General features: G+C 52.8%; 11 protein-coding genes. 10 read left to right on the top strand and 1 reads right to left on the bottom strand.

What is annotated here, in order from left to right:
* The first annotated feature begins 93 nt into the window (after window positions 1-93).
* The 9 genes from miaB (at window position 94) to Dpoa569_RS12860 (ending at window position 9358) form a co-directional block, all read left to right on the top strand.
* The gene (gene miaB / locus Dpoa569_RS12820) at window positions 94-1518 is read left to right on the top strand and encodes a tRNA (N6-isopentenyl adenosine(37)-C2)-methylthiotransferase MiaB (protein ID WP_042873844.1); all 1425 of its coding nucleotides are present in this window, start codon (window positions 94-96) and stop codon (window positions 1516-1518) included.
* A 231-nt stretch (window positions 1519-1749) separates the two neighbouring features.
* Window positions 1750-2802, top strand: coding sequence for a PhoH family protein (locus tag Dpoa569_RS12825; protein WP_042869473.1), 1053 nt, complete (start codon window positions 1750-1752; stop codon window positions 2800-2802).
* Complete coding sequence (ybeY, locus tag Dpoa569_RS12830) at window positions 2799-3284, top strand: rRNA maturation RNase YbeY (RefSeq protein WP_042869470.1); 486 nt, start codon at window positions 2799-2801, stop codon at window positions 3282-3284. Before Dpoa569_RS12825 ends, ybeY begins: the two co-directional genes overlap by 4 nt.
* A 98-nt stretch (window positions 3285-3382) precedes the next feature.
* On the top strand, window positions 3383-4252 hold the full coding sequence (gene corC, locus Dpoa569_RS12835) for a CNNM family magnesium/cobalt transport protein CorC (protein ID WP_042869468.1): 870 nt from the start codon (window positions 3383-3385) through the stop codon (window positions 4250-4252).
* 7 nt (window positions 4253-4259) lie between these two features.
* Entirely contained in the window at window positions 4260-5789 is a 1530-nt protein-coding gene (gene lnt, locus Dpoa569_RS12840) for an apolipoprotein N-acyltransferase (RefSeq protein ID WP_042873843.1), read from the top strand.
* A 372-nt stretch (window positions 5790-6161) separates the two neighbouring features.
* Window positions 6162-7055, top strand: a complete 894-nt coding sequence (locus tag Dpoa569_RS12845; RefSeq protein ID WP_042869465.1) for a glutamate/aspartate ABC transporter substrate-binding protein — start codon at window positions 6162-6164, stop codon at window positions 7053-7055.
* 162 nt (window positions 7056-7217) lie between these two features.
* On the top strand, window positions 7218-7958 hold the full coding sequence (locus Dpoa569_RS12850; protein WP_042869463.1) for an amino acid ABC transporter permease: 741 nt from the start codon (window positions 7218-7220) through the stop codon (window positions 7956-7958).
* Window positions 7959-8633 carry a glutamate/aspartate ABC transporter permease GltK gene (gene gltK / locus Dpoa569_RS12855; RefSeq protein WP_042869462.1) on the top strand — a complete coding sequence of 225 codons (675 nt, stop codon included), beginning with the start codon at window positions 7959-7961 and terminating at the stop codon, window positions 8631-8633.
* Window positions 8633-9358 carry an amino acid ABC transporter ATP-binding protein gene (locus Dpoa569_RS12860; protein WP_042869460.1) on the top strand — a complete coding sequence of 242 codons (726 nt, stop codon included), beginning with the start codon at window positions 8633-8635 and terminating at the stop codon, window positions 9356-9358. Before gltK ends, Dpoa569_RS12860 begins: the two co-directional genes overlap by 1 nt.
* A 60-nt stretch (window positions 9359-9418) precedes the next feature.
* Here the strand turns inward: Dpoa569_RS12860 and Dpoa569_RS12865 are convergent, their stop codons facing one another.
* The gene (locus Dpoa569_RS12865) at window positions 9419-9901 is read right to left on the bottom strand and encodes a zinc ribbon-containing protein (protein ID WP_042869458.1); all 483 of its coding nucleotides are present in this window, start codon (window positions 9899-9901) and stop codon (window positions 9419-9421) included.
* 304 nt (window positions 9902-10205) lie between these two features.
* Here Dpoa569_RS12865 and leuS point away from each other — a divergent pair, with 304 nt between their 5' ends.
* Window positions 10206-12788 (top strand): leucine--tRNA ligase, encoded by a 2583-nt coding sequence (gene leuS / locus Dpoa569_RS12870; protein WP_042869456.1) that lies wholly within the window; start codon window positions 10206-10208, stop codon window positions 12786-12788.
* The last annotated feature ends 3 nt before the right edge of the window (window positions 12789-12791 follow it).

Genomic DNA, 12791 nt, shown 5'->3' on the forward strand with positions numbered 1-12791 from the left:
ACGGCGGCAAAAGATTACAATACGTGCCCGCATGTACGCGCCCCACGAAGGTAAGCGTGTTTACCCGCACTGAGTAATGGCTAGTCGATGACGATGACAAAAAAACTGCATATCAAAACCTGGGGCTGTCAGATGAACGAATACGATTCATCGAAGATAGCCGATCTCCTGGAAAGTACGCACGGTTACCAGTTGACCGAAGTCGCTGAGGAAGCCGACATTCTGCTGCTGAATACCTGTTCGATCCGTGAAAAGGCGCAGGAAAAAGTGTTTCATCAGCTCGGTCGCTGGAAAACGCTCAAAGACACCAACCCGAATCTGATTATCGGTGTAGGCGGCTGCGTGGCGTCGCAGGAAGGTGAACACATTCGTGATCGCGCACATTACGTGGACGTAATTTTCGGGCCTCAGACGCTGCATCGCCTGCCGGAAATGATCAATCATGTGCAGGGTACCCGCAGCCCTATCGTGGATATCAGCTTCCCGGAAGTGGAAAAATTTGACCGTCTGCCGGAGCCACGCGCCGAAGGGCCGACTGCATTCGTCTCGATCATGGAAGGCTGCAACAAATATTGTACCTTCTGCGTAGTGCCTTATACCCGCGGTGAAGAAGTCAGCCGTCCGGTCGATGATGTGCTGTTTGAAATCGCCCAACTGGCGGCACAGGGTGTACGCGAAGTGAATCTGCTAGGCCAGAACGTGAACGCGTATCGCGGTGCCACGCATGATGACGATATTTGCAGCTTCGCCGAGTTGCTGCGCCTGGTCGCCGCAATCGACGGTATCGACCGTATCCGCTTTATCACCAGCCACCCGATTGAATTCACTGACGACATCATCAGCGTCTACGAAGATACGCCGGAACTGGTGAGCTTCCTGCATCTGCCGGTTCAGAGCGGCTCAGACCGCATTCTGACGATGATGAAACGTCGCCACACCGCGCTCGAATACAAGGCTATCATCCGCAAATTGCGTAAAGCCCGCCCGGCTATCCAGATCAGTTCCGATTTTATCGTCGGCTTCCCAGGCGAAACGCAGGACGATTTCGAGCAAACCATGCAACTGATTGCCGACGTCGATTTCGATATGAGCTTTAGCTTTATCTACTCGCCCCGCCCCGGCACGCCAGCTGCCGACATGGTGGACGACGTGACCGAAGAAGAGAAAAAACAGCGTTTGTACATTCTGCAAGAACGCATCAATCAGCAGGCGATGCAGTACAGCCGCCGGATGATGGGCACAGTGCAGCGTATTCTGGTAGAAGGGACGTCACGCAAAAGCGTGATGGAACTGTCTGGCCGTACCGAAAATAACCGCGTGGTTAACTTCGAAGGAACGCCTGATATGATCGGCAAATTCGTCGATGTAGAAATCGTTGACGTTTACCCGAATTCATTGCGCGGCGTCGTCGTTCGTACCGAAGATCAAATGGATCTCCGCGTCAGCGAATCACCGACATCAGTCATCGCCCGCACCCGTAAAGAAAACGAACTCGGCGTTGGCATCTATCAACCATAATAGACTCGACAGCCATAATAGATTCGGCGGACTGCCAAACAGTCCGCTTTTTTCTTTGTCTCCACGTCAAAAGCGAATTTATCTCCCCCACTGCTTTATATGCCGAATGTGACTTGCACACCGCGTGCTTCACGATAAATAATCAGGGTAATCTCTGCGCCATAGCCGAGCAGCTATCCTGCCGGTGGCACAGCGTCATTGCTCATTCTGCTTAACTCCAAGAGGAATAGTTTGAACGTAACGATAAAAGAAATTGCCCTCGAACCGGCGGACAACAAACGCCTGCTCAGTCTGTGCGGCCCATTTGATGACAACATCAAACAGCTGGAACGCCGCCTCGGCATAGAGATCAATCATCGCGACAATCACTTCAAGCTGGTAGGAAAAGACCTCTGCATCGACGCCGCTGCTGATATTCTGCGCCATCTTTATGTGGACACAGCCCCGGTGCGCGGCATTATTCCGGATATCGATCCAGAGCAGATTCACCTGGCAATCAAAGAATCGAGAGTGCTGGAGCAAACCGCCGACAGCGTGCCGGAATACGGCAAAGCGGTGAACATCCGCACCAAACGCGGCGTCATTAAACCTCGTACCCCCAATCAGGCGCAGTACGTCGCCCATATCCTCGATCACGACATTACCTTCGGCATTGGGCCAGCCGGGACCGGGAAAACTTATCTGGCGGTGGCTGCCGCCGTGGATGCGCTGGAGCGCCAGGAAATCCGCCGCATTCTGCTGACCCGTCCGGCGGTGGAAGCGGGTGAAAAACTGGGCTTTCTGCCAGGTGATTTGAGCCAGAAGGTGGACCCGTATCTGCGTCCGCTCTACGACGCGCTGTTTGAAATGCTGGGCTTCGAACGGGTGGAAAAGCTCATAGAACGCAACGTGATTGAAGTCGCTCCATTGGCCTATATGCGCGGGCGCACGTTAAACGATGCGTTTATCATTTTGGATGAAAGCCAGAACACCACCATCGAACAGATGAAGATGTTCCTGACCCGTATCGGATTTAACTCAAAAGCGGTCATCACTGGCGACGTCACCCAGATAGACCTGCCACGCAACCAGAAGTCCGGTCTGCGCCACGCTATTGAGGTGCTATCAGAGGTCGAAGAGATCAGTTTCAATTTTTTCCACAGCGAAGATGTCGTGCGCCACCCAGTGGTCGCCCGCATCGTTAATGCCTATGAAGCCTGGGAAAATGCCGATCAAAAACGCCGGGACGAACTGGCAGAACAGCGTAAACGTGATGCGCAAGCCGCCGTGCAGGAGCAAAAATGAGCCAGGTCATCCTTGATTTACAAATCGCCAGTGCAAATACCCACGGGCTACCGTCTGAGGCCGACTTCCGGCGCTGGCTGGAAGCAGTGCTGCCACAGTTTCAGGACGTGGCGGAAGTCACCATCCGGGTGGTGGATGAAGAGGAAAGCCATCACCTGAACCTGACCTACCGCGACAAAGACAAGCCGACCAATGTGCTGTCGTTCCCGTTCGAGGCACCACCGGAAGTAGAACTGCCGTTGCTGGGCGACCTTATCATCTGTCGGCAAGTTGTCGAGCAGGAAGCGGTCGAACAGGAGAAAAGCACGGAGGAACATTGGGCGCACATGGTTGTCCATGGCAGCTTGCATCTGTTAGGTTATGATCATATCGAAGACAGTGAGGCCGAAGAAATGGAAGCTCTGGAAACGGAAATCATGCAGAGTATGGGCTATGCCGACCCGTATCTGGCAGAAAAAGAAGATCTTACTGACAAGCCTTAAATCCGATATTCTAAGGACCTGACGCCAGCGGCGGTACATTTTTAGCATCATTCACCGCTGGTCATCATTTCTTAACAAGAGTGATATTAACTGACGCCATGAGCGACGACCATTCTACCAACAGCGATACCCCCAGTCCTAAAAAGGGATTTTTTTCTCTTTTTCTTAACCAGATTTTTCACGGCAAATCCAAAGAGCACGACGATCTGCTGGCGCTGATCCGTGATTCGGAACAGATTGACCCCGAAATCCGCGACATGCTGGAAGGGGTGATGGACATTGCCGAACAGCGAGTGCGTGACATCATGATCCCGCGTTCGCAAATGATTACGCTTAAACACAACCAGACGCTGGAAGAGTGTCTTGATGTGATCATCGAATCAGCCCACTCTCGCTTCCCGGTCATTAGCGAAGATAAGGACCATATCGAAGGCATTCTGATGGCCAAGGATCTGCTGCCATTCATGCGCAGCAATTCCGAACCGTTTAGCATGGAGAAAGTGTTACGGCCTGCCGTGGTGGTGCCAGAAAGCAAGCGAGTGGACCGGATGCTTAACGAATTCCGCTCCCTGCGCTACCACATGGCCATCGTCATCGACGAATTTGGCGGAGTCTCCGGGCTGGTGACGATTGAAGATATTCTGGAACTCATCGTCGGTGAAATCGAAGACGAATACGATGACGAGGAAGATCGCGATATCCGCCAGCTAAACCGTCAGACTTATACAGTACGTGCCCTGACGCCTATCGAAGACTTCAATAAGGTCTTTGCAACCCGATTCAGCGACGAAGAAGTGGACACCATCGGCGGTCTGGTGATGCAATCTTTCGGCCACCTGCCGGCACGTGGGGAAACCATCGACATAGACGGTTACCTGTTCAAAGTTGCCATGGCAGACAGTCGCCGTATTATTCAGGTTCATGTCAGAATCCCTGACGATGTTCCGCAACCGCAACTGGAAGATTAATTCATTCATGGCAGTCGCCTCATTATTGCAACGCCAGCAGGTTCGCCTCCTGCTGGCGCTTTTATTCGGTGCCTGCGGCACACTGGCGTTTTCTCCTTACGACTTCTGGCCTGCCGCTATTATTTCCCTGATGGGGCTACAAGGCCTGACGCTGAACCGACGCGTACGTCAGTCGGTCGCTATTGGCTTTTGCTGGGGGTTTGGCCTGTTCGGCATCGGTATCCACTGGGTTTACTACAGCATCGCTGATTTTGGTGGTATGCCTGGCCCGATAAATGTCGGTCTGGTGGTGCTGTTGGCGCTTTACCTGTCGCTGTATCCGATGCTGTTTGCCGGGCTGCTTACACGTTTGTGGCCACGAGCCACTGTCTGGCGGCTGGCACTGGCAGCCCCCGTCATGTGGCAGGTCACTGAGCTGTTGCGCGGCTGGGTGCTGACCGGCTTTCCCTGGCTGCAATTTGGCTACAGCCAGATTGATGGCCCGCTGAAAGGTATTGCACCAATAGCAGGAGTCGATACCCTCACCTTCCTGCTTATGGTTATCAGCGGTTTGCTGGTGCTGGGGCTGACACAACGCCGCTGGCAGCCCACGCTGATGGCGATTGCCTTATTGATGCTGCCATGGCCGCTACGCTCGCTTGAATGGTACAAACTGCAACCGGAGCGCACAGTCAACGTCGCCATGGTGCAAGGGAATATTCCACAGGCGCTGAAATGGGACCCGAACGAGCTGTTCAACACGCTGAAAATCTATTTCGACAACACCCTGTCAGTGATGGACAAAGCCCCGCTAGTAATTTGGCCCGAATCAGCTATTCCGGATGTCGAAATTCGCCAGCAGGATTACCTGACGCAACTGGACGCTATCCTGCGCGAACATCACAGCAGCCTGATTACCGGCATCGTCGATGCTCGCCGGGAAAATAATCGCACCGATTTCTATAACAGCATCATTGTGCTGGGCGATCAGCAACCGTATCGCTACCCTACCGCCAACCGTTACAGCAAACATCATCTGGTGCCGTTTGGCGAATTTGTGCCGCTGGAAACCCTGCTGCGCCCACTGGCTCCGTTCTTTGATCTGCCGATGTCCGCATTCAGCCGCGGCGATTATCGTCAGCCGCAGTTGATCGTCAACGGCTATCGGCTGACCGCCACTATCTGTTATGAGGTAATCCTGGGGCAACAGGTACGCGACAATTTCCGCGCCGACACCGATATGCTGTTGACCATTTCCAACGATGCCTGGTTCGGCAACTCAATTGGTCCCTGGCAACACTTTCAAATGGCACGGATGCGGGCGCTGGAACTGGGGCGCCCACTGTTGCGATCCACCAACAATGGGGTAACAGCGGTTATCGCGCCTGATGGCAGCATCAACGCCAGCCTGCCTCAGTTTACCCGAAGTGTGCTGGAAACGAACGTAACACCCGCAACCGGCATCACACCTTATGCCAGGTTCGGCTCCTGGCCGCTGTGGCTACTGGAAACGCTATTGGGACTCGCCGCGCTGGTACATCGCTCCCGTTCGCGCTGATGACAGCTTTTACTCTCCACCAGATACAAGACATGCTTAGACATGTCTTGTTTCGTTTTTGGCACATTACTTGCTAACTATTAAGATGAAACGCCTTGCGTTGTACATTTGCAGCCATTCTCAGTCCTGAAACAGCACAACATCAGGGCATGAACTGCACCAAACTAGTGCCATAAGTTTTTTATTGCAGCAATTTGGTGCGTGACGCCTCGCAAAAAACAAACATTCCCGTTTCAATATGTTTACAATCCGCTATTTTTAAATATGGCAGCGTTTTATTCGCTCTTTAGCGGTGCACAACATGGCTGGCCTGAACCCCAAGGCTACATCATCCATGATTGCCATCGTTCACAACAACAAAGGAGTTAAAACATGCAATTGCGTAAACTGGCACTGTCATTATTGTTGATCTCGGTAACCGGAAGTCTGGCCCATGCAGAAGAGCTGACGGGCACCCTGAAAAAAATCAAAGACAGTGGTGTTATCGTTCTTGGTCATCGTGAATCGTCAGTGCCGTTTTCCTACTATGACAACCAGCAGAAAGTGGTAGGCTATTCTCAGGCATACTCCGACAAAATTGTTGAAGCGGTCAGGAAAAAACTTGATGCGCCGAACCTGCAAGTAAAACTAATCCCCATTACCTCACAAAACCGTATCCCACTGCTGCAAAACGGCACCTATGATCTGGAATGCGGCTCCACCACCAACAACCTGGAACGCCAGCAGCAAGTCGCCTTCTCCGATACCATTTTTATCATCGGCACACGTCTTTTGACCAAAAAAGACTCTGGCATCAAAGATTTCAGCGATCTGGCAGGTAAAGCCGTCGTTGTCACGTCCGGCACCACGTCTGAAGTGCTGCTGAACAAGATGAACGAAGAGAAAAAGCTCAACATGCGCATCATCAGCGCCAAAGACCATGGCGACTCGTTCCGCACGCTGGAAAGTGGTCGCGCTGTAGCCTTCATGATGGACGATGCCTTGCTGGCAGGTGAGCGCGCCAAAGCCAAAGCTCCGGATGAATGGGTTATCACTGGTACACCGCAATCCCGTGAAGCCTACGGCTGTATGCTGCGTAAAGACGATGCTCAATTCAAACAACTGGTGGATGCGACCGTAAGCCAGATTCAGACCTCCGGCGAAGCTGAAAAATGGTTCGACACCTGGTTCAAAAAACCGATTCCACCGAAAAACCTGAACATGAACTTTGAGCTGTCCGATGACATGAAAGCTCTGTTCAAAGCACCGAACGATAAGGCGCTATAACCGAATTAATAATGACAATAAAGGGCAGTAATCTGCCTTCCGATTGCTGATTCGTGGCAAGACAGACAGGCGCAGCGTGGCCGTTCCCCATTCTGCGAATCCATGAGCCACTCACCAATCTTCGGGGTAGCGGACGCTACCCTTTTTTTACCGGAGTTCATTATGTCAATAGATTGGAACTGGGGTATTTTCCTGCAACCTGCTCCGTTCGGAAATACCACTTATCTGGGGTGGATTATTTCCGGCCTGCAGGTCACCGTGTCGCTTTCCTTGTGTGCCTGGGTCATCGCCTTCCTGTTGGGTTCACTGCTGGGTATTCTGCGTACCGTCCCGCATCGTCTGCTGGCTGGCATCGGCACCTGCTATGTGGAGATGTTTCGTAATGTACCGTTAATTGTACAGTTTTTTAGCTGGTATCTGGTGGTGCCGGAATTATTGCCAACCAAAATCGGCATGTGGTTTAAGGCTGAGCTGGACCCCAATATTCAGTTTTTCCTCTCTTCCATGTTTTGTCTGGGCATGTTCACCGCTGCGCGTGTGTGCGAGCAAGTGCGGGCAGGCATTCAGTCATTACCACGCGGCCAGAAGGCGGCTGGTCTGGCGATCGGCCTGACGCTTCCCCAAACCTACCGTTATGTCTTGTTACCCAACGCCTATCGGGTCATTGTGCCGCCACTGACCTCGGAAATGCTCAACCTGGTAAAAAACTCCGCCATCGCTTCCACCATTGGTCTGATGGATATGGCGGCTCAGGCTGGCAAACTGCTGGATTATTCTGCCCACGCCTACGAATCGTTCAGCGCAATTACGCTGGCCTATGTTGGCATCAACGTCATCATCATGCTGCTGATGCAGATTGTAGAGCGTAAAACCCGTTTGCCGGGCAACCTGGGGAGCAAATAAATGTATAACTTTGACTGGAGTTCAATTCCGCCCAGCCTGCCCTATTTGATCAATGGAATGGGCGTGACGCTGGAGATCACCCTAACCGCAGTGGTGGTGGGAATCATTTGGGGGACCGTGCTGGCGGTGATGCGCCTGTCGCCTGTCAAACCTATCAGTTGGTTTGCCACACTATACGTCAACCTGTTTCGCTCAGTACCGCTGGTCATGGTGCTGTTATGGTTCTACCTGATTGTACCGAGCTTATTACAAAATGTGCTTGGCCTGTCTGCGAAAACCGATATTCGGCTGGTGTCGGCTATGGTAGCCTTTTCGTTGTTCGAGGCGGCCTATTATTCCGAGATTATCCGCGCCGGTATCCAGAGCATTTCTCGCGGCCAGGCTTCAGCAGCGCTGGCGTTGGGAATGACCCACTGGCAATCCATGCAACTGGTGATTCTGCCTCAGGCGTTCCGGGCCATGATACCCTTACTGCTAACTCAGGGTATTGTGCTGTTTCAGGATACCTCGCTGGTGTATGTGCTGAGTCTGGCGGACTTTTTCCGTACCGCATCCACCATTGGCGAACGTGATGGCACTCAGGTAGAAATGATCCTGTTCGCCGGGTTTGTCTATTTTGTTATCAGCCTCTCGGCGTCGATGCTGGTCAATTATTTGAAGAGAAGGACGGTTTGATGATTTTCCTGAAAAATGTTTCTAAGTGGTATGGTCAATTTCAGGTGCTGACCGACTGCTCCACCGAGGTGAAAAAAGGTGAAGTGGTGGTGGTTTGCGGACCTTCCGGCTCCGGGAAATCGACCTTAATCAAAACCGTTAACGGCCTTGAGTCCATCCAGCAAGGTCAGATCGAAGTTAACGGCATCACTGTCAACGATAAACGCACCAATCTGGCACAATTACGCGCCAAAGTCGGTATGGTGTTCCAGCATTTCGAGCTATTCCCACACTTGTCTATCGTTGACAACCTCACACTGGCGCAGGTGAAGGTCCTAAAGCGCGACAAAGAGGCGGCCCGCGAGAAAGGATTGAAACTGCTGACGCGTGTCGGTCTGTCCGCCCATGCCAACAAATTCCCTGGGCAGTTGTCCGGCGGCCAGCAACAACGTGTGGCGATCGCTCGCGCCTTGTGTATGGACCCGGTAGCAATGCTATTTGACGAACCGACCTCGGCGCTCGACCCGGAAATGATCAACGAAGTGCTGGATGTGATGGTGGAACTGGCACAGGAAGGTATGACCATGATGGTGGTGACCCATGAGATGGGGTTCGCCCGCAAAGTGGCGCATCGCGTCATCTTCATGGACGAAGGCAAAATCATTGAAGACACCCGCAAAGAGGACTTCTTTGGTAACCCGCGTTCTGATCGCGCCAAAGATTTTCTGGCAAAAATTCTGCATTAATTTGCCTTGCTTCATTCAAAAACAAGGGTGCGTCGGCACCCTTGTTTTTCTACCCGACACTCAAGGCGAAAACGGCTGACGATGAAACTGGTCATGGCCGCATTTCGGGCATCGCGGCAGCACTTCAGGTGTATAAAAAGCAATGTGATGGTGACATTGTTCGCACACCAAATTACCGAGTCCGACGATTTCACCACTGCTATATACGCCGTGATGACTCACATCCTTGAACACTTCGCGCCACTCCAGTTGCGTCTTGTCGGTGATATCCGCCAGATTTTGCCACACACTTTCGCGAACAACACGCACGAACACACTGTCAGAAAAGGTATTCTGGCTCTCCTCGTAACTAATGGAGAACGCTTCCAGATCACGCTGGAGCGCCAGTATTACCTGTTCAATCTCCTTTTGTGTCAGCTCATTGGTTTCCTGCAACTGACGCCTGGCATCCGACATCAGTTTACCTATGTCCCGCTCGCCGCGACTTAACCATTCGGTAACGGCGGACATCAGCTCCCGGTAATACTGAACCACTTTGCTCATCGTAACTCCTTAGCCTGTAAAGCGCTTATCGACGGGCCTGCTCAGCCTGGACTACGTCCCGCAATAATGCGTAACACTGCCTAGTGTAGATGATTTTTCCGATGCCACCGGGAGCCGCTTCCCAATCCTTGGCATTCAGCCACGTCCCACAGCGTTCTTCGTTACCAAAGCCGTATAAATCAGCCACTGAGCGCCTCTAGCGGTTGTTGAGCCAGTCGCTTATCAGCTATGCTATGCGGATCTTTTAAAATGAAATAAAACATGCTACCGAGGTAGCAATTTTCACTAAGGACCACTGGCAGCCATGCAAGAGCAATACCGCCCAGAAGAGATCGAAGCACACGTCCAGCTTCACTGGCAAGAAAAACAGACTTTCAAAGTGACCGAAGAACCCGGCAAGGAAAAATACTATTGTCTTTCCATGCTGCCTTATCCTTCTGGCCGTCTACACATGGGCCATGTGCGTAACTACACCATCGGCGACGTGATCTCCCGCTACCAGCGTATGCTGGGCAAAAACGTGCTGCAGCCAATCGGCTGGGACGCCTTCGGCCTGCCAGCAGAAGGCGCGGCGGTGAAAAACAAGACGGCACCGGCGCCCTGGACCTACGCCAATATCGAATACATGAAAAACCAGCTGAAACTGCTGGGTTTCGGTTATGACTGGGATCGCGAAGTAGCAACGTGTAAGCCGGATTACTACCGTTGGGAACAGTGGTTTTTCACCAAATTGTACGAAAAAGGCTTGGTTTACAAAAAAACCTCAGCGGTAAACTGGTGCCCTAACGACCAGACCGTACTGGCCAACGAGCAGGTGATCGATGGTTGTTGCTGGCGTTGCGATACCAAAGTAGAACGCAAGGAAATCCCCCAGTGGTTTATCAAAATCACCGCTTATGCCGATGAGTTGCTCAACGAGCTCGATACGCTGGAAAGCTGGCCGGAGCAAGTCAAAACCATGCAGCGAAACTGGATTGGTCGCTCTGAAGGAGTGGAAATCACTTTCCGGATCGCGGACGGCGACGATACGCTGACGGTTTACACTACGCGTCCAGATACCTTCATGGGCGTAACCTATGTCGCCGTAGCGGCGGGTCACTCGCTGGCGTTAAAAGCGGCGGAAAACAATCCGACGCTGCAAGACTTCATCGCTGAATGCCGCAACACCAAAGTAGCGGAAGCCGACATGGCGACGATGGAGAAAAAAGGCGTCGCCACCGGTCTGTTCGCCATCCACCCGCTGACCGGCGAAAACGTACCGGTATGGGCCGCCAACTTCGTGCTGATGGAGTACGGCACCGGTGCGGTAATGGCAGTACCGGGGCATGACCAACGCGACTGGGAATTCGCCCACAAATATAACCTGCCGGTGAAACCGGTTATTCTGGCAACAGATGGCAGCGAGCCGGATCTGTCCGCTCAGGCGCAGACTGAAAAAGGTCGCTTGTTTAATTCCGGTGAATTTGACGGCCTGGATTTTGACGCCGCGTTCAACGCCATTGCCGACAAGCTCGTGTCGTTGGGTGTTGGCCAACGTAAGGTCAATTACCGTCTGCGTGACTGGGGCGTATCCCGTCAACGTTACTGGGGTGCGCCTATCCCGATGGTGACGCTGGAAGACGGCACGGTAATCCCAACACCGGAAGACCAGTTGCCGGTCATTCTGCCGGAAGACGTGGTCATGGACGGCATCACCAGCCCGATTAAAGCCGATCCTGAATGGGCCAAAACCACGGTCAACGGTCAGCCGGCACTGCGTGAAACCGACACCTTCGATACCTTTATGGAGTCGTCATGGTATTACGCACGTTATACCTGCCCACAATATGATCAAGGGATGCTCGATCCAACTGCTGCTAACTACTGGCTGCCGGTGGATCAGTATATAGGTGGTATCGAACACGCCATCATGCATCTGATGTATTTCCGCTTCTTTCACAAGCTGATGCGTGACGCTGGTCTGGTGAACTCCAATGAACCAGCGAAACGCCTGCTGTGCCAGGGAATGGTACTGGCCGATGCTTTCTATTATTCTGGCAATAACGGCGAGCGTATCTGGGTATCACCGGTCGACGTTACGCTGGAGCGCGATGATAAAGGCCGCATTATCAAGGCGTTCGACAACGAAGGTCGTGAACTGGTGTATGCCGGTATGAGCAAGATGTCGAAATCCAAAAACAACGGCATTGACCCTCAAGTCATGGTGGAACGCTACGGTGCCGACACCGTGCGCTTGTTCATGATGTTCGCGTCTCCGGCAGAAATGACGTTGGAGTGGCAGGAGTCCGGTGTTGAAGGGGCCAACCGTTTCCTGAAGCGCGTATGGAAACAAGTCTATGACCACACCGGAAAAGGCGCTACCCAACCACTGGATGCAGCGACACTGACAGAAGAGCAGAAAGCGCTGCGTCGAGACCTGCACAAAACCATCGCCAAGGTGACTGACGATATCGGTCGTCGCCAAACTTTCAACACCGCTATCGCAGCGATTATGGAGTTGATGAACAAGCTGGCTAAAGCGTCGCAAGAATCTGAACAGGATCGTGCGCTGACGCAGGAAACACTGCTGGCAGTGGTGCGGATGCTGTACCCGTTCACCCCGCACGCCTGTTTCGTGCTGTGGAATGAACTGAAAGGCGAAGGCGACATCGATCAGGCGCCCTGGCCGGTCGCAGACGAGCAGGCAATGGTCGAGGATTCTCGTCTGGTCGTGGTGCAGGTCAACGGTAAAGTCCGCGGCAAGATTACTGTGGCAGCCGATGCCACCGAACAGCAGGTTCGTGAGCGTGCAGCACAGGAACCGCTGGTGGCAAAATATCTGGATGGCGTGACTGTCCGCAAGGTGATTTTCGTTCCGGGCAAACTGCTTAACCTGGTTGTAGGTTAAGGC

Source organism: Dickeya poaceiphila (assembly GCF_007858975.2).
Lineage (GTDB): Bacteria > Pseudomonadota > Gammaproteobacteria > Enterobacterales > Enterobacteriaceae > Dickeya > Dickeya poaceiphila.